At 71.1% G+C, this 21,720-nt stretch carries 21 protein-coding genes and 1 pseudogene; 2 read left to right on the forward strand and 20 right to left on the reverse strand.

What is annotated here, in order from left to right:
- Positions 1–44: 44 nt before the first annotated feature.
- From RV983_RS11410 to proS, 13 genes and pseudogenes are all read right to left on the reverse strand, one after another.
- A complete protein-coding gene (locus RV983_RS11410) occupies positions 45–371 on the reverse strand; it encodes a DUF2469 domain-containing protein (protein ID WP_018562949.1) in 327 nt (108 codons plus the stop codon).
- Between the two features lie 39 nt (positions 372–410).
- Complete coding sequence (locus RV983_RS11415) at positions 411–893, reverse strand: NUDIX hydrolase (RefSeq protein WP_475985688.1); 483 nt, start codon at positions 891–893, stop codon at positions 411–413.
- 2 nt (positions 894–895) lie between these two features.
- The gene (gene lepB / locus RV983_RS11420; protein WP_475985689.1) at positions 896–1,669 is read right to left on the reverse strand and encodes a signal peptidase I; all 774 of its coding nucleotides are present in this window, start codon (positions 1,667–1,669) and stop codon (positions 896–898) included.
- A 43-nt stretch (positions 1,670–1,712) separates the two neighbouring features.
- Complete coding sequence (gene lepB / locus RV983_RS11425) at positions 1,713–2,651, reverse strand: signal peptidase I (RefSeq protein ID WP_475990288.1); 939 nt, start codon at positions 2,649–2,651, stop codon at positions 1,713–1,715.
- A pseudogene (gene lepB, locus RV983_RS11430) lies at positions 2,533–3,633 on the reverse strand (signal peptidase I); the annotation flags it as partial. The gene lepB (RV983_RS11425) and the pseudogene lepB (RV983_RS11430), both read right to left, overlap by 119 nt.
- Positions 3,626–4,264, reverse strand: a complete 639-nt coding sequence (gene lepB / locus RV983_RS11435) for a signal peptidase I (RefSeq protein ID WP_475985690.1) — start codon at positions 4,262–4,264, stop codon at positions 3,626–3,628. The pseudogene lepB (RV983_RS11430) and the gene lepB (RV983_RS11435), both read right to left, overlap by 8 nt.
- A gap of 42 nt (positions 4,265–4,306) precedes the next feature.
- Positions 4,307–4,657: a 50S ribosomal protein L19 gene (rplS, locus tag RV983_RS11440; RefSeq protein WP_475985691.1), complete on the reverse strand. Its 351-nt coding sequence runs from the start codon at positions 4,655–4,657 to the stop codon at positions 4,307–4,309.
- 129 nt (positions 4,658–4,786) lie between these two features.
- Positions 4,787–5,596 (reverse strand): tRNA (guanosine(37)-N1)-methyltransferase TrmD, encoded by an 810-nt coding sequence (gene trmD, locus RV983_RS11445; protein WP_475985692.1) that lies wholly within the window; start codon positions 5,594–5,596, stop codon positions 4,787–4,789.
- Positions 5,596–6,168 carry a ribosome maturation factor RimM gene (gene rimM, locus RV983_RS11450; protein WP_475985693.1) on the reverse strand — a complete coding sequence of 191 codons (573 nt, stop codon included), beginning with the start codon at positions 6,166–6,168 and terminating at the stop codon, positions 5,596–5,598. Before rimM ends, trmD begins: the two co-directional genes overlap by 1 nt.
- Before the next feature lie 91 nt (positions 6,169–6,259).
- Complete coding sequence (locus RV983_RS11455; protein ID WP_319659722.1) at positions 6,260–6,499, reverse strand: RNA-binding protein; 240 nt, start codon at positions 6,497–6,499, stop codon at positions 6,260–6,262.
- Positions 6,500–6,501: 2 nt separating this feature from the next.
- Positions 6,502–6,933 carry a 30S ribosomal protein S16 gene (gene rpsP / locus RV983_RS11460; protein ID WP_475985694.1) on the reverse strand — a complete coding sequence of 144 codons (432 nt, stop codon included), beginning with the start codon at positions 6,931–6,933 and terminating at the stop codon, positions 6,502–6,504.
- 221 nt (positions 6,934–7,154) lie between these two features.
- Positions 7,155–7,745, reverse strand: a complete 591-nt coding sequence (locus tag RV983_RS11465; RefSeq protein WP_475985695.1) for a hypothetical protein — start codon at positions 7,743–7,745, stop codon at positions 7,155–7,157.
- Between the two features lie 190 nt (positions 7,746–7,935).
- Positions 7,936–9,348 carry a proline--tRNA ligase gene (gene proS, locus RV983_RS11470; protein WP_475985696.1) on the reverse strand — a complete coding sequence of 471 codons (1,413 nt, stop codon included), beginning with the start codon at positions 9,346–9,348 and terminating at the stop codon, positions 7,936–7,938.
- 228 nt (positions 9,349–9,576) lie between these two features.
- Between proS and RV983_RS11475 the strand changes: the two genes are divergently transcribed.
- Positions 9,577–10,401 carry a class I SAM-dependent methyltransferase gene (locus RV983_RS11475; RefSeq protein WP_475985697.1) on the forward strand — a complete coding sequence of 275 codons (825 nt, stop codon included), beginning with the start codon at positions 9,577–9,579 and terminating at the stop codon, positions 10,399–10,401.
- Positions 10,402–10,492: 91 nt separating this feature from the next.
- Here RV983_RS11475 and ftsH read toward each other — a convergent pair whose 3' ends face one another.
- The 7 genes from ftsH to nsdA all read right to left on the reverse strand — a co-directional run bounded on the left by ftsH (position 10,493) and on the right by nsdA (position 20,695).
- On the reverse strand, positions 10,493–12,445 hold the full coding sequence (gene ftsH, locus RV983_RS11480; RefSeq protein ID WP_475985698.1) for an ATP-dependent zinc metalloprotease FtsH: 1,953 nt from the start codon (positions 12,443–12,445) through the stop codon (positions 10,493–10,495).
- A gap of 36 nt (positions 12,446–12,481) precedes the next feature.
- Entirely contained in the window at positions 12,482–12,997 is a 516-nt protein-coding gene (locus RV983_RS11485) for a GNAT family N-acetyltransferase (protein WP_475985699.1), read from the reverse strand.
- Between the two features lie 73 nt (positions 12,998–13,070).
- Positions 13,071–14,603 carry a signal recognition particle protein gene (gene ffh, locus RV983_RS11490; protein WP_475985700.1) on the reverse strand — a complete coding sequence of 511 codons (1,533 nt, stop codon included), beginning with the start codon at positions 14,601–14,603 and terminating at the stop codon, positions 13,071–13,073.
- An 84-nt stretch (positions 14,604–14,687) separates the two neighbouring features.
- A complete protein-coding gene (locus tag RV983_RS11495) occupies positions 14,688–17,168 on the reverse strand; it encodes a [protein-PII] uridylyltransferase (RefSeq protein WP_475985701.1) in 2,481 nt (826 codons plus the stop codon).
- Positions 17,169–17,229: 61 nt separating this feature from the next.
- A complete protein-coding gene (locus RV983_RS11500; protein ID WP_475985702.1) occupies positions 17,230–17,568 on the reverse strand; it encodes a P-II family nitrogen regulator in 339 nt (112 codons plus the stop codon).
- Positions 17,565–18,914, reverse strand: coding sequence for an ammonium transporter (locus RV983_RS11505; RefSeq protein ID WP_475985703.1), 1,350 nt, complete (start codon positions 18,912–18,914; stop codon positions 17,565–17,567). The genes RV983_RS11500 and RV983_RS11505 overlap by 4 nt, the downstream gene beginning before the upstream one ends.
- Before the next feature lie 317 nt (positions 18,915–19,231).
- Positions 19,232–20,695 (reverse strand): transcriptional repressor NsdA, encoded by a 1,464-nt coding sequence (gene nsdA, locus RV983_RS11510; RefSeq protein ID WP_475985704.1) that lies wholly within the window; start codon positions 20,693–20,695, stop codon positions 19,232–19,234.
- A 294-nt stretch (positions 20,696–20,989) separates the two neighbouring features.
- Here nsdA and RV983_RS11515 point away from each other — a divergent pair, with 294 nt between their 5' ends.
- A complete protein-coding gene (locus tag RV983_RS11515) occupies positions 20,990–21,664 on the forward strand; it encodes a bifunctional DNA primase/polymerase (RefSeq protein ID WP_475985705.1) in 675 nt (224 codons plus the stop codon).
- The last annotated feature ends 56 nt before the right edge of the window (positions 21,665–21,720 follow it).

Genomic DNA, 21,720 nt, shown 5'->3' on the forward strand with positions numbered 1-21,720 from the left:
GGGCGGGACGCGTCCGGCCGGGCCGCGCCGCCGCGCCGGACGGCTCAGCCGTTGAATCCGGAGTCGTCCGAGGGAAGGTCCAGATCGGCCTTGTTGAGCTCCTCGATGTTCACGTCCTTGAACGTGAGCACCCGCACCTGCTTGACGAAACGCGCCGGACGGTACATGTCCCACACCCACGCATCGGCCATCGACACTTCGAAGAAGACCTCACCCTGTACCGAGTGCACCTGCATCTCGTAGTCATTGGTGAGGTAGAAGCGACGCTCGGTCTCGATCACGTACTTGAACAGGCCGACGACATCCCGGTACTCCCGGTAGAGCTTGAGCTCCATCTCGGTCTCGTACTTCTCGAGGTCCTCGGCACTCATGGCATGTTCCCCTTCAGCCGTACGTCCCCCCATTGTGCGTCAGTCACGCTCCGTCCCCAGGTGGATCGGGGACAGTGGGGGTCCTTCGTCCAGCAGTGCGCCCAGCAGTCCGGCGAGTCTGGTCGGATACACCGTCTCACGCGTGCCGAGAAGTTCTTCACAGGTCCACCATCGCAGGCCCGTGACGCTGCGCTGCTCCAATTCCGTCAATCCGGCGGTATGGAATCGGGTGTCATCTGTACGGGCGAGGAAATACCACTCGTCCTGCTCCCAGCGCCGCCCGTCGAAGTCGAACGCGCACGAACGCTCCCAGAGCACCGGCCCGAGCTTCACACCCGTGATGCCGGTCTCCTCGGCGAGTTCGCGCCGCGCCGCGTCCTCCAGGCTCTCGTCCTGCTCGACCCCGCCGCCCGGGGTGAACCACCAGGTCACCGACGGGTCGTCCGGCTCGTAGCCGTGCAGCAGCAGGATCCGGTCGGAGGGATCGAGCAGGATCACCCGCGCCGCACGCCGTCGCGCCATGGTCAGCGCGCCGTCCGCCGACGGCCCACCACACGGGCCACAGGACCGTACGCGGCACCGCAGAGGATGAGCGCGGCACCGCCCACCACGGCCGCCACGACCGCCTCCAGCGGTCCCGGAGCGGAGGGTCCGGCTCCGGCCAGGCCGGCGAAGGCCGAGGGGCGCTCCAGCATGCCCGCGCGGCCCCCGGGCCAGGCGATGGCGTCGGCGCGTGCGTTCACCGCGCTGCGCGGCACGGAACCGTCGTCGGAGTCGGTGAGCCGGACCCGGGAGTCCTCGGACGTGGCGCGGTTGTCGCCCATCATGAAGAGGTTGCCCTTGGGCACTGTGGCGGAGAAGCCGGTCGGCGAGGCCGGCGCCTTGGTGTCGAGCAGATACGGCTCGTCGATCGGCTTGCCGTTGACCGTCAGCCGCCCCTGCTTGTCGCAGCAGGCCACCTTGTCGCCGCCGACCGCCACGACCCGCTTGACCATGGGGACGTCGCCCCACAGCGAGTCGTTGAAGACCACGATGTCGCCGCGGCGGACTTCGGAGCCGTCGATGCGCTGGGCGAGGATCCGGTCCCCGGCGTCCACGGTCGGGGTCATCGACCCGGTCGGGACGGTGTAGGGCTGGTAGAGGATCGCGCCCCAGACGAAACCGCCGAGGAAGAGGACGGAGCCGAGGGCGACGGCCAGCCCGGAGAGTATCCCTCCGGCCCGTCCGCCGCCCTCACCGCCCGTCCCGCGCGTGCCGCCCGTTGTCGTACGCGTGCCCGTGCGTGTGCCTGTGCTCATGCGACCGCACCCTACCCGGCGGTACGGATCCGGGGCAGCCCCGTCACTTCACCTGGTTGATCAGCCGGCGCCGCCGGAGCAGCACCAGCGGCACCGCGCCCGCGACACCGGCCGCGGCGGGCAGCCCCGCGGCGGCGGCCGCGCTGATGCCCGGCTGGTCGAAGGTGCTGGGGATCGGCAGGGTCGACCAGCGCCCGATCGGCCAGGCCACGACGAACGCCCGGCCGACGACCTCGTCGGTGGAGACCGTGCCGTTGCCCGGCAGGTCCTGGTGGTACCGCGAGTCCAGGGAGTCCTGACGGTGGTCGCCCATCACCCAGATCCGGTCCTTGGGGACCTTGATCGGACCGAAGGGGCGGTCGCCACAAGGGGTGTTCCCCGGGTAGATGTACGGCTCGTTCAGCGCCTTGCCGTTCACCTTGACCGGGCCCGTGCCCTGGCACTCCACGGTGTCGCCGCCGACCGCGATGACCCGCTTGATCAGATCCTTCTCCTCGGCCGAGGGCATGAGGCCGACGAAGCTGAGGACCTTCTGGATCGCCGAGGTGACCGGGTTGGTGTCGACCGGCGCGGTCTCGCCGAGCCAGCCGCCCGGGTCATGGAAGACCACGACCTCGCCGCGCTCGGGCTCCGAGCCGAACCAGGGCGTCAGTTTGTCGACGAGGACCCGGTCGCCCTCCTGCAGCGTGTTCTCCATCGATGCGGACGGAATGGAGAACGCCTGCACCAGAAACGTCTTGATGAGCAGCGCGAGCACCAGGGCGATCACGATGAGCAGCGGCAGTTCCTTCCAGAACGAGCGCTGCTTCTGCGGTGGGCCGCCGTCGCCCTCCGTCGTGTCATCCGCCTCGTCGGAGGAGCCGCCCGAGCCGGAGTCCGTGCGCGCGCCGTCGCCGGGCCTCACCGCGTCCGCGCCGTTCGAGCCATCCGAGGGACCCCGATCTTCCGGCTCTTCGCGTCCGGACCTTGCGCCGACCACCAGGTCCCCCACGTCCACTCCTCACTCCAGGCTGCCGCCCGCGCCGGATGCGGCGCAGGCCCACGACTCCCATAACGAGCGGGAGTTCCGCAGGAGGCGGGAGCGCAATCATTCCTTGCCGATTGTTGGATGTTGCCACCCTATTGCCCACAGTGGCGGCAGACGCGCCAGACAGAGCCGGTGCGGCGACGGTGGAGAAGGTCGTCGGTTCCTTCAGTCCGGACCAGTGGCCCAGGGGCCAGGCCACGGCGAACGCACGGCCGACGACCAGGCTCTCGGGCACAGTGCCGTCGCCGGCGTCCTTCAAATGGAACCGGGAGTCCGCGGAATTGGAGCGGTGGTCGCCCATGACGAACAGTCGGCCCGGCGGAACCTTGACCGTGAATTTAATGTCCGAGGGCGGATTGCCCGGATAGATGTACGGCTCGTCGAGCGGCGTGCCGTTGACCGTGACCCGGCCGTCCTTGCCGCAGCACTTCACCGTGTCGCCGCCGACCGCGACGACCCGCTTGATCAGGTCCTGCTCGTCCGCGGACGGCAGCAGGCCGATGAAGGTGAAGAACTCCTTGATCTGCTTGACCCCCACGGGGTCCTGGCCGCTCTGGGCCTGCTCGCCGTCAAGCCAGTTGCCGGGGTCCTTGAAGACGACCACGTCCCCGCGGTGCGGCTTGGCGCCGAACCAGGGGGTGAACTTGTCGACGACCACGCGGTCCCCGATGCGGATCGTCTGCTCCATCGATCCGGACGGGATGACGAACGCCTGGAGCAGGAAGGTCTTCAGCACCAGTGCAATCAGCAGCGCGACACCGATGAGCAGCGGTATCTCCCTGGCTGCGGAGCGCCGGCGTTTGCGCTTGACCTTCCGGGCCAGCCTGCGTCGCTCGGCGCGCCCACCGCTCCTGCGCGGGCCCGCGGCCTCCAGCTCGTCGTCCAGGTACGCCGCACGGATGGGCCGGCTCTCTCCCGGCCGTCCCCGGCTACCCATGGGCGCCGTCCAGCGACCGTCGCCGGCTCAGCGGCCACATGGTGATCTCGGCCCTGCCGATCACCTTGTCCACCGGGACCGTTCCGCCTCCGGGGTCACCGAGATGGTCGCGGGAATCCCGGCTGTCGGCACGGTGGTCGCCCATCACCCACAGCCTCCCCTCAGCAACCTCGATGTCGAACGCTACCCGTGACGGTGTGTCGCCGGGATAAAGATAGGTCTCGTCCAGCGGACGGCCGTTGACGGTGATCCTGCCCTGTCGGTCGCAGCAGGTCACCCGGTCCCCGCCGATGCCGATCACACGCTTGATGTAGTCGGTCCGGCCGGATTCCTGCACGAACGATCCCTCGCCGTCGAACACCACGACGTCGCCCCGGGCCGGGACGCCGCCGAAACGGTACGCCAGTTTGTTGACCAGCACCCGGTCCCCGGATCGCAAGGTGTTCTCCATCGACCCGCTGGGAATCTCGAAGGGCTGCGCCACGAAGGTGTTGACCACGGCGATCACGGCGGCGAACGCCACGACGAGGAGCGCATACCGCTGTGTACGTACGCCGAAGCGCGACCGCTCATCCCGCCCTGGGGCTGGATCTGCGCGGTCGCGCTCCGGAAGAGGTACCTCGGTGTCCATCGAGCGCAGAGCCTATACGGCCCCGCATATGCCCGGGCGGACTCAGTTGTCGCGCTTCTCCTTGATCTTCGCGGCCTTGCCGCGCAGCTCACGGAGGTAGTACAGCTTCGCGCGACGGACGTCGCCGCGGGTCACGAGCTCGATCTTCTCGAAGATCGGGCTGTGCACCGGGAAGGTACGCTCGACGCCGACGCTGAAGGAGACCTTGCGGACCGTGAAGGTCTCACGGACGCCGGAACCCTGACGGCGGATGACAACGCCCTTGAACTGCTGGATACGCGAGCGGTTGCCCTCGATCACGCGGACGTGGACGTTGACGGTGTCGCCCGGGCGGAAGCCGGGGAGGTCGCTGCGCAGCGACGCGGCGTCGACGGTGTCGAGCACGTGGGACATGTGTGTCTGCTTTCTTCGCCCATGCCACAGGTCATCGGCGGACATAGTGATGGTGATGAGTGCCACCGCGTCGGACGGGCGTCGTGTCCCCCTGTGGCAGGGGCGCGCGGCGGACGGAGCGGCAGCCGCCTATTCTTCCACGGCTTCCGGGGCTCGCCAAAATCGGCCGTCCTCGCGCGGGGCCCAGCCGAGGGCCGCGAGGATCGCCCGGTCGTGCTTGTCCAGCGCCGCCGGGTCGCAGCGCTCGATCAGATCGGGGCGGTGCGCGGAGGTGCGGCGGAATGCCTCGTCGCGGCGCCAGCGGGCGACCTTGCCGTGGTGGCCGCTGAGCAGCAGGTCCGGCACACCGCGGTCCCGCCAGACCGGCGGCTTGGTGTAGACGGGGCCCTCCAGCAGGTCGGACATCGCGCCGGGGGCGAAGGAGTCGTCGCGGTGGGACTCGGCGTTGCCCAGCACGCCCGGCAGCAGCCGGGCGATCGCCTCGACCATGACCAGCACCGGAGCCTCGCCGCCGGCCAGCACGTAGTCGCCGATGGAGACCTCGCGCACGTCGAGCCGGTCACCGTACTCGTCGATGACGCGCCGGTCGATGCCCTCGTAGCGCGCCGGGGTGAACACCAGCCAGGGCTGCTCCGACAGCTCGACCGCGAGTTCCTGGGTGAAGGGACGGCCACTGGGGGTCGGCACGACGAATACCGGCGAACCCTCGCCCGACGCCAGGACGGCGTCCAGCGCCTCGCCCCACGGCTCGGGCTTCATGACCATCCCCGGGCCGCCGCCGTAAGGGGTGTCGTCGACCGTGTTGTGCCGGTCGTGGGTGTACTCGCGCAGGTCGTGGACGCGGACGTCCAGTTGCCCGCGCGTCCTGGCCTTGCCGACCAGCGAGACGTTCAGCGGCTCCAGGTACTCCGGGAAGATCGTGACGACGTCGATGCGCATTACGCCGGCTCCGTCCCGCCCTCGCCGTCGCCCTTGCCGCCGCTGCCGGCGGTCTCGGCCTCGGCCTCGTCGAGCAGGCCCGGCGGCGGGTCGATGACCGCCCGCTGCTGCTCCAGGTCGATCTCGGGCACGATCTCGCCGACGAAGGGCACCATGACCTCGGTGCCGTCCGGCCGTTCCACGACGAGCAGGTCGTGGAAGGGCAGGTGGGAGATCTCGGTGATGCGCCCGACCTCGGTCCCGTCGACGGTCACCACGTCGAGGTCGATCAACTGGTGGTCGTAGAACTCCTCGGGGTCCTCAGGACGCTCCTCCGGGTCGATCTCGGCGATCAGCAGGATGTTGCGCAGCGCCTCGGCGCCGGTGCGGTCCTTGACGCCCGCGAAGCGCACCATCAACCGGCCGCTGTGCACGCGGCCGGTCTCGATCGTGAGCGGTCCGGCCGAGGCCGGGTCCGTGGCCAGCACGGCGCCCGGGGCGAGCCGCAACTCCGGCTCGTCGGTGCGTACGTCCACCGAGACCTCGCCCTTGATGCCATGGGCGCGGCCGATGCGTCCCACTACCAGCTGCACTTGTTCGCGCTCCTGTGCGTTGCCTGTCGGATACGGCTCGGGCCGGGGGTGGCGGTGACGCCTCCCCCGGCCCGTGCCGGTACTTCGTTTCTCAGCGAACCTGGTCGACGTCGACGAGGTCGACGCGGACACCACGTCCGCCGATCGCGCCCACAACGGTGCGCAGGGCACGGGCGGTACGGCCGTTGCGGCCGATCACCTTGCCGAGGTCATCGGGGTGCACCCGGACCTCCAGGACCTTCCCACGACGCAGGGTGCGCTCGGCGACCTGCACGTCGTCGGGATTGTCGACGATGCCCTTGACCAGGTGTTCGAGGGCCTCCTCGAGCACGATCAGGCCTCGGTCGACTCGGCCGCCTCGGCGGCCTCGTCCTTCTTGTCGGACTTCTTGGCCTTCTGGGTGATGGCCTCACCCTTGGGCCCGTCGCCGGCGTCCTTGGCGGCAGCCTCGAAGAGGGCCCGGTGGTCGGCCTTGGGCTCGGCGACAAGGAGCGGGGCCGGAGCCGGCTCGCCCTTGTACTTCTGCCAGTCGCCGGTCTTCTTCAGAATCGCGAGCACGGGCTCGGTCGGCTGCGCGCCGACACCCAGCCAGTACGCCGCGCGCTCCGCGTCGACCTCGATGCGCGACGGGTTCTGAACCGGGTGGTACAGGCCGATCTCCTCGATGGCCCGGCCGTCACGGCGGGTCCGGGAGTCGGCGACGACGATGCGGTAGTGAGGCGAACGGATCTTGCCCAGACGCTTCAGCTTGATCTTGACTGCCACGGGAGTGGGTTCTCCTGGTGTTGACGTGGGTTGGGCACACCGGACCACCACGTGGGGTTGTGGAGGCGGAAGCCCGACGGACGCGTCAGCCGAAGGAGAGAGGGGTCCTGCACGGCTGCCGAGTGCTCAGCTGACCATTGTGCCATACGGCGGGCATGACGCCGAACGCCGGGAGCGGCCCCGGCGGCGCTTTCCCGCACCCGCAGCCGCGGGCGGCCGCCTCAGGCGACCGCCGCGGTCTCCGGGATCCGGAACGGCGTCCCGCACGCCCCGCAGACGATCGGCGCCTGCGCGAGCACGGACGGCACGACCCGGACATTGCGCCCGCAGTCGCAGACTGCCTTCACCCGTACGCCGCCACCCGAGGACCCGTGCCGGGCCGCGGGCCCGCGGAAGCTGCGGGCGGTGTCGTCGGTGGTCGCCGCGGTGTGCGCTCTGAGGGCACGCTGCAGCCGGTCGATCGTCGTCCGGTAGCGCTTCTTGGTGTCGGGGCGCATCTGGACCAGGGAGAAGCCGCTACTGGGATGCGGCTCCTCGGAGTGGTCCAGGCCGAGTTCATCGGCGATGGCCAGGAACCGACGGTTGTGGTAGCGGCCGGCCCGCGAGGTGTCCCGGACGCCGCGGGCGGCGGCGACTCCGTGGACGGCCTCGTGCAGCAGGCGCTCGAAGGAGAGCTCCGTACCGCACGCGGACGAGGACTCTCCGATCAGGGACTCGGGGGCGGCCAGATCGGGCAGCTCGGGGTGGTGCCGTTGAATGTCGGCCCATGCGACTGCCAGCTCGGCGGCGAGGACTGGTGGTGTCGTGCTCACGTCGTGACAACGAGCCGGGGGCGCCCGGTGTTCCGATACCGGGCCATCCCAAATATTTTGCACGTACTAGTCAGTTCAGGATGATGAGTACGGCTGAGGGCGGGTGCGGAGAACAGTGGAGAAGTCACGCACCCGCCTCAAGCAAGGACGTACTGCCGATTACGTACGTCGCTTTTCAGTCACCTGACGGTCAGTATGCCCGCGCGACGACCGCCACGGTACCCGGCGCGTCGTCCGAATCCGGCACCGTCCCGTCCTCGGTGAGCAGGCAGCGCACGGACACGCCCTGCTCGGCGAGCTTTGCCTCGCCCTCCGGGCCCAGGTCGGACCACGGAATGCGGGCCCAGCCGGTGGCCGCGGCCTCGGCGGCCTCGCCGATGGTCGCGACGTCCACGGTGCGCGACTCGCGGCGCTCGCGGGACTGGCGCAGCAGCGTGGCCTGGTCCTCCTCCAGCGCCTTGGGGATCAGCGTGGTGAGCTCGTCGATGGCCACCGGCTCCTTGCCGCCGGGGATACGGCGGGCCAGCATCGCGGTGCCGTTCTCCAGGTCGCGCGGGCCGACCTCGACGCGGACGGGCACGCCCTTGAGCTCCCAGTCCACGGCGCGACGGCCGAAGGGGGTGTCGGTGCGCACGTCCACCTGCACGCGGATGCCCGCGGCCTTGAGCCGGTCTCCGATCTCACGGACCTTGGCCACGACCTCGTCGTCGCCCTTGATCGCCAGCACGACGGCCTGTACGGGTGCCAGTCGCGGCGGCACGCGCAGTCCGTTGTCGTCGCCGTGGGACATGATCAGGCCGCCGACCATGCGGGTCGACGTGCCCCAGGAGGTCTGCCAGACCAGCTCCTGCTGTCCTTCCCTGGACAGGTAGGAGGTGTTGAAGGCCTTGGCGAAGTTGGTGCCCAGCTCATGGCTGGTGCCCAGCTGCAGCGCCTTGCCGTCGGCCATCATGCCTTCGAGGGTGAGGGTGTTGATGGCGCCGGCGAAGCGCTCGCGGGCGGTCTTGCGGCCGAGCAGGACGTCGATGCCGAGGATGCCGGTCATGAAGTCGCCGTAGACGTCACGGTGGATCATCGCCGCGTAGTCGCGCGCGTCCTCGAACGTGGCGTGGGCGGTGTGGCCCTCCTGCCAGAGGAATTCGCTCGTGCGGAGGAACAGCCGCGAGCGCATCTCCCAACGGACCACGTTCGCCCACTGGTTGATGAGCAGGGGCAGGTCGCGGTAGCTCTGCACCCACTTGGAGAAGTACTCGTTGACGATGGTCTCGGAGGTGGGCCGGACGACGACCGGCTCCTCCAGCTCCTTGCCGCCGCCGTGGGTGACCACGGCCAGCTCCGGGGCGAAGCCCTCGACGTGCTCGGCCTCCCGGGTCAGGTAGGACTGCGGGATGAAGAGCGGGAAGTACGCGTTCTGCGCGCCCGCCTCCTTGATCCGCGCGTCCATCTCCGCCTGCATCCGCTCCCACAGCGAGTACCCGTACGGCCGGATGACCATGGTGCCGCGCACCGGTCCGTTGTCGGCCAGCTCGGCCTTGTTGATCAGGTCCTGGTACCAGCGCGGGAAGTCGTCCGCCTGGGGCGTGAGTACGGGAGCCTTTGCCATGCCGCAGATGGTACGGGTCCGCCGCCGCCGGACGTGAATCGACGGGGGCGCGCGCCCGCGGCGGGTTCGGCTCAATCTTCGCCTTCAAACCTCTGGACTACGGCCCGGAAGGGGAGTTGGCTGACCTAGGGGGCATGCACCGCGTAACCGTGAACATGCACGGCGTAACGGGGGAGCGTACGAGGAAAGCTTTCAGCGAGACCCGCGACGCGGCTGAAGGGGCGATCTATGACACCTACGCTCGCACACCCACGCATCCACCGGGCCGACGGCAGGGCGCGGGACTGGGCCGAGATCCAGGAGCGGATGCTCGTCCCGCTCTACGAAGCCGTGCACGAGCGCCTGGGCGTCGGCACCGCCACGCGCCTACTGGGCGTCGGCTGCGGTTCCGGGCTCGCGCTGCTCATGGCCGCCGCCCGGGGGGCCACCGTCACCGGTTGCGACCCCGACGACCACCGGTTGACGCTCGCCAGGCAACGCCTCCTGCCGGCCCCGCAATGGGGCGTCCCCGCACCCTCCCGCGGCCGCACCCGGCTCGTGTCCGGCGGACCGGAGGCGGCTGCCGCCCCCGGCGCGCCGCCGTTCACGGTGATCACCGCGTTCGACCCGGCGGCGCTGCCGTCGTCCCTGGTGCCGGCGCTGCGCGCGGCGGCCGCCCTCGCCGAGCGCGGCAGCCCCGTCGTCCTGGCCGGCTGGGGTCCGCCCGAGCGGTGCGCGACGGGACGGGTGCTGCGGGTCGCCGCACGCCTCGCCGAGCCGCGTGGCGCCGCCGTGGAGACCCGTCTCAGCGGCCGGGACGACCTCGAGGACATGGCCCGCGAGGCAGGGCTCCGCGCCGACGGCTCGGGCCGGGTGTCCTGCCCGTTCGGCTATCCCGACATGGACAGCGCGGTCCGCGGCCTGGTCTCCACCGGGCTCTTCGACGCGGCGGCGGCCGCCACGGACGGCGACCAGGTCCGCAAGGAACTGCGGGAGGCACTGCACCCGTACCGGCGCGCGGACGGCACCGTGCGGATGGAGAACGTCTTCCGCTACCTGGTGGCGCGGGTCTGACCGAAGTTCGAGCCCGGCTCGCCACGCCGCCTGCACGAGCCATCCCGGCCCCGGAGCCTTTGGGCCGGCCGCACATCGGGACAACACGGGGCTAGTCCCCGAGGTTCCCGGCCGGCTTCTCCAGCCGGGGGATGCCGGCGGCCGCGTAGGCCTCGCCCTCTTCCAGCGTCTCCGCCTCCAGCAGCCGTTCGGCCAGCGAGTCCAGTTGCCCGCGGTGCTGCTCCAGGAGGCGGCAGGCGGTGCCGTAGCACTCGTCGACGATGCGGCGCATCTCCGCGTCGACCACGTCGAGGGTGGACGGGGCCGCGGACAGCCCGTACGGCTGCTGGGCGTCGGCCGGGATCGCCGACAGCGGCCCGACCCGGTCGCTCATCCCCCATCGGCCGACCATGCCGCGCACGAGGTTGGTGACCTGCTCGAGGTCGTTCTCGGCGCCGGTGGTGATCACCCCGAAGACGATGTGCTCGGCGGCCATGCCGCCGAGGGCGCCGATGATGCGGCCGCGCAGGTACTCCTCGCTGTAGGCGTAGCGGTCGGAGTCGGGCGTGGACAGGGTGACGCCCAGGGCGCGGCCGCGGGGCACGATGGTGATCTTGCGTACCGGGTCGGCGCCCGGTTGCAGCATGCCGAGCAGGGCGTGGCCCGACTCGTGGTACGCCGTGCGGCGCCGTTCCTCGGGGGAGAGCACGAGCGGTCGCGCGGCACCGAGCTGCACCTTCTCCAAGGCGTCGGACAACTCTCTCTGCCCAACCGCCTTCTTGCCGCGCTTGACGGCGAGCAGGGCGGCCTCGTTGGCGAGGTTGGCGAGTTCCGCGCCCGTCATGCCGGGGGTCGCACGGGCGATCCGGGTGAGGTTGATGTCGTCCTGGAGCGGGACCTCGCGCAGGTGGATGCGGAGGATCGCCTCGCGGCCGGTGCGGTCGGGCGGACTGACGTGCACCGTGCGGTCGAAGCGGCCGGGCCGGGTGAGGGCGGGGTCGAGGACGTCGGGTCGGTTGGTGGCGGCGATGACGACGACACCCTCGGAGCCGGAGAAGCCGTCCATCTCGGTGAGGATCTGGTTCAGGGTCTGCTCGCGCTCGTCGTGGCCGCCGAGCCCGCCGGCGGCGCCGCGGGCACGGCCGATGGTGTCGATCTCGTCGATGAAGATGATCGCGGGGGCGACCTTGCGGGCCTCCGCGAACAGCTCGCGCACCCGGCCGGCGCCCACGCCCACGATCATCTCGATGAACTCCGACGCCGAGGCGGAGAAGAACGGCACGTCGGCCTCGCCCGCGACGGCCCGCGCCAGCAGCGTCTTTCCGGTTCCTGGCGGTCCCGCGAGCAGGACGCCGCGCGGCATGCGCGCACCCAGCGCCCGGTAGGCGTCGGGCCGCTTGAGGAAGTCCACGACCTCGTTCAGTTCCGCCTCGACCTCGTCGATGCCGGCGACGTCCTCGAACGTGGTGCGGCGGCCCTCGTCGGGCCGGATCGGCACAGGCGTCTTGCGGCCGAAGCCGCCGAGCCCGCCGAGGCCTCCCCCGCCGGTCAGCCGGCTCATCCGCCGCGCGACGAAGAGCCACAGCAGGACCAGCAGCAGCACCGGCGCCAGCGACAACGCGATGTTGTACAGGATGCCGCGCTGCTGGACGACGGGCTCCGCGGTGACGGTGACCTTGTTCTTCGTCAGCGTGCCCCACAGGTCGTCCTTGGCGAAGACCGGACGCTGCGTCTTGAACTGGGTGTACGTCTTGTCCCCCGAGCCCTTGGGCGCGGGAACGGCCTCCCTGAGCTGGCCCTCGATGGCGTCGCCCTTGGAGTAGATCTTCGAGATGTTGTTCGCGGCGAGCTGCCGGCCGAACTCGGAGTACGAGATCGTGACCGGGCGTGCACCGGCGACCAGCGACAGCACCAGGTCGGTGATCAGGAACACGGCGACCGCGGCCAGGATCATCCCGCCCCAGCCGCCCAGCCTGCGCCGTCGCCGGGTGGGCGGTGACGACGGTGCTCCCTCCGCCCGCCACGGGTCGCCCGGGTTCTTCCGGGGCGGTACCGAATTGGCCATATGGGCACCATACGGACAGCCGCCCGAGTGCGCCCCTCAGGCCCCGGGCCACTCCTCGGCGGTCAGCGCGAAGCGCTCGTGGTCCCGCCAGGCATCGTTCAGGTAGAGCATCCGGGGCGAGAAGCCCTCGTGCCGGAAGCCGAGCCGCTTGGCCATGGCGACCGAGCGCTCGTTCTCCGGCTGGACGTTGATCTCCAGCCGGTGCAGGCCCAGTCCGCGCGGCTCCACCGTGAAGCAGCGGTCCACCACCAGACGCAGGCCCTCGGTCATCCGGCCCGTGCCGGCGAAGGGCATGTAGCTGTCGTAGCCGAGCGAGGCGTTGCGGAAGCGGCCCAGGGCGATGTTGGCCACGTTGCACTTCCCGGCGATCTCGCCGGTCTCCTCGTCGATGACCAGAAAGGTCCGCAGCACCGGCCCCTGGCGGCGCAGCAGCTCCGGCAGGCCGTCCGGCTCGACGGGATTCCACTGGCCCACGTGTTCGGCCGAGCGGAGGACGGCCTCGCGGTACGCGGGGGCGTCGACGAATTCCGGAGGGCGGATGTGAACGCGCATGCGTCCATCATGCCCCTGCGACGAAGGCGCCCCCGTCACGGGGGGCGCCTCCGGCATGGCACGGGCGAAGGACTCAGCCCATGAACTTCTTGAACTCGTCGGGCAGTTCGAACTGGTTGTCCTGATCCTGCGGGGCACCGAAGGCATTGCCCGCCTGCTGCTCGCGGCGGGCGGCCTCGGCCTTGGCGTCCTCGGCGCGCTTCAGCGGGTTGCCGCTCTGGCGCTTGCCCTTGGCCTTCTTCTGCTGCTTCTTCTGGCGGCCGCCGCCCATCCCCGGCATGCCGGGGAGGCCCGGGATACCGCCCTGGGCCATCCGGGACATCATCTTGCGGGCCTCGAAGAACCGCTCGACCAGGCCCTTGACCGCGCTGACGTCGACACCGGAACCGCGGGCGATGCGGGCCCTGCGGGAACCGTTGATGATCATCGGGTCCTGGCGCTCGCCCGGGGTCATCGACTTGATGATCGCGGCGGTGCGGTCCACGTCGCGCTCGTCGAGGTTGTTGATCTGGTCCTTGATCTGGGCCATGCCCGGCAGCATGCCGAGCAGCTTGGAGATCGAGCCCATCTTGCGGACCTGCTCCATCTGCTGGAGGAAGTCGTCGAGGGTGAACTCCTTGGGACCCTTGGCCAGCTTCTCGGCCATCTTCTGGGCCTCGGCCTGGCTGAAGGTCTGCTCGGCCTTCTCGATCAGGCTGAGGACGTCACCCATACCGAGGATGCGTGAGGCCATCCGGTCGGGGTGGAAGGTGTCGAACTCGTCCAGCTTCTCGCCGTTGGAGGCGAACATGATCTGGCGGCCGGTGACCTGCGCGATCGACAGCGCGGCACCACCGCGCGCGTCGCCGTCGAGCTTGGACAGCACCACGCCGTCGAAGCCGACGCCGTCGCGGAAGGCCTCCGCGGTGTTGACCGCGTCCTGGCCGATCATGGCGTCGACGACGAAGAGGATCTCGTCCGGCTGCACGGCGTCGCGGATGTCCGCGGCCTGCTGCATCATGTCGGCGTCGATGCCGAGACGGCCCGCGGTGTCGACGACGACGACGTCGTACTGCTTGCCCCGGGCGTGCTCGATGGAGTCCTTGGCCACCTGCACCGGGTCGCCCACGCCGTTGCCCGGCTCCGGGGCGAAGACGGCGACCCCGGCCCGCTCACCGACGACCTGGAGCTGGTTGACGGCGTTGGGACGCTGGAGGTCGGCCGCGACGAGCAGCGGGGCGTGGCCCTGGCTCTTCAGCCACAGGCCGAGCTTTCCGGCCAGCGTGGTCTTGCCGGCGCCCTGCAGGCCCGCGAGCATGATCACGGTCGGCGGCTGCTTGGCGAACCGCAGGCGGCGGGTCTCGCCACCGAGGATGCCGACCAGCTCCTCGTTGACGATCTTGATGATCTGCTGGGCCGGGTTCAGCGCCTGCGAGACCTCGGCACCCGCGCCCCTCTCCTTGACCTGCTTGATGAACGCGCGGACCACCGGCAGGGCGACGTCCGCCTCCAGCAGCGCGATGCGGATCTCGCGCGCCGTGGCGTCGATGTCGGCCTCGGAGAGGCGGCCCTTGCCCCGGAGGTTCTTGAATGTCGCTGCGAGGCGGTCGGAAAGGGTGTCGAACACGTCGGTCGCGGATCCTCAGGTCGGGGGCGGGAGGTTGGTCGCCTTCCAGGGTATCCGCCCGGCCCGTGAAAGGTCTCCACGGCGTCAGCGCAGTGCCCGCTCCACCTGGTCGGCGATCTCGGCCGCGCGTACGTCGGGAAGCGGATCGCCGTTGCCGTCGGTGACGTAGAACGCGTCCACCGCGTTGGCGCCGAGCGTGCTGATGCGGGCGGAGCGCACATTGACGCCCGCCGTCTCCAGGGCGCGGCCGATCCGGTGCAGAAGGCCCGGGGCGTCGTGGGCGCGGACCTCGATGACGGTCGCCGCCTTGGAGGTGCCGGGCGCGACGGTGACCCGCGGCGGGGGCGGGGTCACGCCGCGCCGCCGGGGATACGCCGACTCGCGCTCGGCGAGCCGGGTCCCGATGTCCAGCGAGCCCGCGAAAGCGCGGGCGAAGTCGTTGCGCAGCCGGGCCGCCTCGGGCAGGGAGCCGTACTCGGCGGCCACCCGCCAGCGCAGCAGGGTGACCGGACCCTCGCCGATGGGGTCGACCGCGCGCAGGTCGGCGGCCCGGACGGTGAGCCGGTGCAGGGCGAGGACGCCGGCGGCGGCGGCCAGCAGCCCCGGGCGGTCCGGCACGGCGAGCAGCAGTTCGACGCCGACCGGCTCCGGCTCGTCGTCCGCCGCGGCCGCCCGGGAGACGTCCTCCGGGCCGGGCTCGGCGTGGGCGTGCAGCGCGATCACCGGGCCGCGGGTACGGGCGGCCTCGACCGCCAGCCGCTCCTCCTCCGCGGTGGTCTCGGGAGCCGCGGGTTCGGGCACCTCGCCGCTCGCCAGCACGGAGGCGACCCGCTTGACCAGGTCGGCGACCAGAGAGGCCCGCCAGGTGCTCCAGGCCGCGGGGCCGGTGGCCAGCGCGTCCGCCTCGGTGAGCGCGTGCAGCAACTCCAGGGTCTCGGTGTCGCGCACGGCCTCGGCGACGCCCTGGACGGTGACGGGGTCGTCCAGGTCGCGGCGGGTCGCGGTCTCGATCAGCAGCAGGTGGTGGCGGACGAGCAGGGCCAGCGTCGCGACGTCGGCTCGGCCGAAACCGAAGCGGGCCGCGACGTCGCGCGTGATGACCTCGCCCGCTTCGGAGTGGTCACCGGGCCAGCCCTTGCCGATGTCGTGCAACAGGGCCGCGATGAGCAGCAGGTCGGGGCGGCCGACCCGGCGGGTGAGCCGGGAGGCGCGCACAGCGCATTCGATCAGGTGCCGGTCGACGGTCCAGATGTGCACGGCATTGCGCTGCGGACGGCAGCGCACCCGCTCCCAGTCCGGGATCAGCCGGGTGATCATGCCCTCGGCCTCCAGCGCCTCCCACACCGGGACGGTGGACTCCCCCGCCCCCAGCAGGGTCACCAGCTGCTCGCGGGCCTCCGCGGGCCACGGCACCGGCAGTGGGCGGGCCGCCTGGGCGACGCCGAGCCGGCGGACCGCGTGCAGGGACAGCGGCAGGCCGTTCTGCGCGGCGGCCGCGGCGGCGCGCAGCGGCAGCGCCGGATCGCGCTCCGGCCGGACCGTACGGGCGAGAACGGCTTCGCCCTCGTGTTCCACGACGCCCTCGGCGAGCGGGGTGCGCTCGGCGGCGGCCGCGCTCTGCTCGGGGCGGCCGAGGCCGAGCAGGCCGCGCCGGCGGGGTCGCGCCTGCCGTGAGCGCAGGACCCGGCCGACCTCGCGCCAGGTGACGTCGAAGGCGTAGGAGACGGTGCGGGCCGACTCGTACACCTGGCGGAGCAGGGTGTCGGCGTCGAGCAGGCCGAGCGCGGCGGCGACCTGGTCCTGCTCCTGGAGGGCGAGGCGGTCGGTGGCACGGCCGGTGACGAGGTGGAGGGCGTCGCGGGCGTCGAGCAGACGGGTGCGGGCGTCCTCCAGGCCCTCGCGGGGCGCGTCGGCCAGCCAGGAGGCGGCCACGGCGCGCAGTGCGGTGGCGTCGCGCAGGCCGCCGCGGGCCTCCTTGAGATCGGGTTCGAGGAGGTAGGACAGCTCGCCCTGGCGTTCGGCACGCTCCAGGCAGAGCTCGTGGAGCCCTGGCAGCCGCTTCGGGGCCTGGTTGCGCCAGTCGGCGAGGACGGCGGTGCGCAGGGACGCGGTGAGAGCGGCGTCGCCCGCGAGGTGGCGGGCGTCGAGCAGGCCGAGCTGGACCTTGAGGTCCTCGGCCGCGGTCCTGCGCGCCTCGGCGGGGGTGCGGACGGAGTGGTCGAGGGCGACGCCCAGGTCCCACACGGGGTACCAGACGCCGTCCGCGAGGGACGCGACGGTGGCGGCCTTGCCGGAGCCGTCGTGCAGGAGCAGCAGGTCGAGGTCGCTGCGGGGGGAGAGCTCGGCCCTGCCGTAGCCGCCGACGGCGACCAGGGCCCAGGTGCCGGCGCCGGCCCGGGCGGCCGCGCCATGGGCGAGCGCCGCCAGCCAGCGGTCGGTGATGTCGGCCAGCGCCTTGCGGCGCGACGGTCCGGAGGGACCGTCGTCGTTCAGCAGCGCCAGCCGGGCGGCGGCATAGCCCTCCGGGGTGTTGTCGCCGGGCTTGGCCTCGACGCTCTCCGTCACGCTGTCTCCCGTCGCCGTGCGAAAGGGGCGCGGCCGAGATCCGGCCGCGCCCCGCGCTGTCTCAGAGTGCGTCCGGCCCGCGCTCGCCGGTGCGGACCCGGACCGCCGCGTCGACCGGCAGGCTCCAGACCTTGCCGTCACCGATCTTGCCGGTGCGGGCCGCCTTGACGATGACGTCGATGACCTGGTCGGCGTCGCTGTCCTCGACGAGCACCTCGATGCGGATCTTCGGGACGAGGTCGACGGTGTACTCGGCGCCCCGGTAGACCTCGGTGTGACCCCGCTGCCGGCCGTAGCCGCTCGCCTCGGTGACCGTCAGACCCTGGACGCCGAAGGCCTGGAGCGCCTCTTTGATCTCGTCCAGCCGGTGCGGCTTCACAACTGCCGTGATGAGCTTCACGCATCCACCTTCTTCGAAGAGGCGCCGGACCCGGTGCCACTGCTGCTGTCCACGGAGGAGAGAACGGAGCGCGCGGCACTGGCCACACCCGCGAAGTCGTAGCCGGTCTCCGCGTGCTCGGCCTGGTCGATGCCCGCGACCTCGGTGTCCTCGCTCACCGTGAATCCGATCACCAGATCGATGAGCTTGGCAAGGACCGCCGACGCGATCAGGGAGTAGGCGAGGACCACACCGACACCGAGGAACTGCTTCCACAGCTGGTCGAAACCGCCGCCGTAGAAGACGCCCTTGGCGGTCTGGCCGACGCCGCCGGTGGCGAGGAAGCCGATCAGCAGGGAGCCGACGATGCCGCCGACCATGTGGACGCCGATCACGTCGAGGGAGTCGTCGAAACCGAACTTGTACTTCAGGCCGACCGCGGCGGCGCAGGCCACACCGGCGATGACACCGACCGCGATGGCGCCGAGCGGGCTGACCGAGCCGCAGGCCGGGGTGATGGCCACCAGGCCGGCGACCGCGCCGGAGGCCGCGCCCAGGGTGGTGAAGGAGCCGTGCTTGATCCGCTCGTAGGCGAGCCAGCCCAGCATGGCGGCGGCGGTGGCGACCTGGGTGTTGGTGAAGGCCACGGCGGCGACGCCGTCCGAGGCGAGCCAGGAGCCGGCGTTGAAGCCGAACCAGCCGAACCACAGCAGACCGGCGCCGAGCATGACCAGCGGCAGGTTGTGCGGCCGGAACGGGTCCTTCTTGAAGCCCACGCGCTTGCGGATGACGAGGATCACGCCGAGCGCCGCCGCACCGGCGTTGATGTGCACCGCCGTGCCGCCGGCGAAGTCGATCACGCCGCGGGTGTAGAGGAAGCCGTCGGACGCCCAGACCATGTGGGCGACCGGGAAGTACACGATCGTGACCCACAGCGCGACGAACAGCGACCAGGCGACGAACTTCACCCGGTCCGCGAGCGCACCGCTGATCAGCGCGGGGGTGATGATCGCGAACATCATCTGGAAGACGGCGAAGACGTAGACCGGGATGGTGTAGCCGTCCCACAGCTGGGAGATCCCGATGTTCCGCATGCCGGCCCAGTCGAGGCCGCCGATGAAGGCGTTGCCGGAGTCGAAGGCCAGAGTGAAGCCGTAGAGCGTCCAGAGCACCGTCACGATGCCAATGGCGATGAAGCTCATCATCAGCATGTTCAGCACGCTCTTGACCCGCACCATGCCGCCGTAGAAGAAGGCGAGGGCGGGGGTCATCACGAGCACGAGTGCGGCGCTCAACAGCATGAACGCCGTGCTGCCGCTGTCCAACTTGGGCGTATCTGCGGCAAGCGTCAAGATGCCTGCTGCCATCGGCGTCTCCTCGTCATCCGGACGGCCCGTGCGGGAAGTGGGCTGTGGGCCGGTTTTCGCCATGAGGTTGTCCCAGGCGGGTTTCCGTGGGCGCCACCCGGTGTTTCGAGGCCGTGACGAAGAAGTCGGCTGTGTTACGTCACGATGAACCGCAGCCTCAGCGTAAGCCGCCGTGACTGCTCCGTGACCATGAGCGGGGCCGACACGCTGTATACGGACCGGCCGCGGACGGCCACCCGGTTGACCTGGCATGGGGGAGCCGAGTCGGGCTGTCGGGATGGCCGGCCGCGGCCGGAGTTCTTGCGGTGGTGGCTGGATCAGGCCGTTGCGGCGGCCTCGGGGAGGGCGGAGGCGAGCCGTTCGGTGAGCTGGGCGACCTCGGCCACATGGCCGTAGTGGCGCAGGGCGGAGTCGGCGGTTTTCCGGATGCGGGTGTTGACCCGTTCGGAGCGCACGTGCCGGGCGACGTCGATGGCCTGCACGGTGAGGCGTGCCGCCTGCTCGGGTTCCTTCTCCAGCAGGTGCACCGTCGCCATGCCGATCAGATTGAGGGCATAGGCGCGCTGATGGACGCTGTCGCCGGCGAACAGGTCGACGGCCTTCTGCATGACCGGATGCGCGAGTGAGGCGTACGCGGGACTACGGCCGGCCACGTAGGCCAGGTCGCGGTAGGAGTGGGCGTTCTCGGCGTTGAGCTCGGCCTCGTTGAAGAAGCTGATCCAGTCCGGGTCCTCGGAGGCGGAGGAGTCGGAGAAGGCGTCCTCGGCCATGCGCACGGCCCGGTGGCACTTGTTGACCTGGCCCATGGTGGCGTAAGCGCGGGCCTCCACCGCGTGCAGCATCGCCTGGGTGGTGGCGGTCGCGGTGCCGCGGCTGCCGTACTGCGCCAGATGGATGAGTTCCAGTGCGTCGTCGGGCCGGTCCAGGTGGATCATCTGACGGCTCATGCTCGACAGGATGAACGCGCCCAGCGGCTGGTCGTCGGCCTCCTTGGCGGAGTGCAGCGCGAGGACCAGGTACTTCTGGGCGGTGGGGTGCAGACCGACGTCGTAGGACATCCAGCCGGCGAGCGCGGCCAGTTCCGCGGTGACCCGGTAGAGCCTGCGGGCGACGGCCTGCGGGTGCGGCTCCTGGAGCAGGTCGGTGACCTCGTGCAGCTGGCCTACGACGGCCTTGCGGCGCAGGCCGCCACCGCACTGGTTGTCCCACTGGCGGAACATCACCGTGGTGGCCTCCAGCAGTTCCAGCTCGGGGCCGGAGAGCTTCGGCCGGCGGTCACCGGACTCGCGGGGCGGGGGCGGCTGGGGGCCGCCGCCGTGCGCGGGGACGGGAACCAGCCAGCGCTGCATCGGCTCCACGAGGGACGGGCCGGCGGAGAGCATCAGGGAGGTGCCGAGGAATCCGCGGCGGCCCAGCATGAGGTCGCTGCGCGAGAACTCGTTGATCAGCTGGACGGTCTGCGGGCCGGCCCACGGCAGGTCGACCCCGGTGGCGGCGGGCGGCTGGTGGGCGGGGCGCAGCCCCAGGTCCTCCACCGGAACGACGCAGCCGAAGCGTTCGGAGAACAGCTCCGAGAGGATGCGCGGAATGGGCTCACGCGGCTGCTCGCCGTCGAGCCAGCGGCGCACCCGGGAGGTGTCCGTGCTGACGTGCAGCGCGCCCATCTGCCGCGCCCTGCGGTTCACCTGACGCGCGAGTTCGCCCTTGGACCAGCCGCTGCGCACAAACCACGAGGTCAACTGCGCGTTGGGCTGCTTGTCCTGTGTGCCGCCCACCGACATGCCCCCATTCCGTCGCCCAACACCGCTGAGGGCGTGGACCCGTTGCCTGGCTCAGGCCCCAAGTGCTCAGTGTGCTACGAGCCTTGCCGCCGGCATACCCACCGGCCCGCATACTCCCCGGGGCTTCCCAACCGAAAGTAATCCTACGATCACCCATCCGGCGACCCTCTTGCAGAAACGCCACCATTCGCCACCCCATCGAATGAACTACGTGCGCACCCGGCGCGCTTCACTTGACACAGGACGATCAGGCACGGGCGTAACCATCGGCAACTGCGACCCGTTGGGGGTGTCATGGGCTTCACGATCGGCAGCATGCGGGAGATGCGACACATCCGCTCCGGCGCGCGCCGCCGCACGCACGCCTCGGCGTGCACCACCGTGGCGGAGTACACGGGGTTGTGCGGCTGGGCGGTGGCGCCGGGTGCGCGTGCCACACGCGGGGGCGGGCCGTGCTCCTGCGGGGACCCGGGCTGCAAGGCCCCGGGGGCGCACCGGCTGGACTTCGCCGGCGAGGTGCCGGCCGGGGCCACGCTGGAGGAGGCCGTGGCCGCATGGGAGCGGGTGCCGGGTGCGGCGCTCATGCTGCCCGTGGGACGCACCTTCGACGTGATCGAAGTGGCGGAACGATCCGGCGTACGCGCCTTGGTGCGCCTGGAGCGCATGGGACTGCGCCTCGGACCGGTCGTCGCCACCCCGGACGGCCGGGCGCAGTTCTTCGTCGCACCGGGCGCCGCCGTGGAGCTGCCGCACCTGCTCTACCGCATGGGCTGGGACGACGCGGACCTCGATCTGCGCTGCCTCGGGCTCGGCGACGACATCACCGCGCCGCCCTCCGACCTCGGCGGCCTGGGCCCCGTCCGGTGGCTGCGGCCGCCGGCCCTGGACGCCGCCCAGCAGCCCCCCGAGGCGCGCCTGCTGCTCGGCACCCTGGCGTACGTCTGCCACCGCGACCGCGCCTACGCCTGAGCCGGCCGCCGCACCGGGTCCCGCCAGTGCATGAGTAAGGGGCGCACCCCTGGGAG

Source organism: Streptomyces sp. RLA123, from assembly GCF_056270165.1.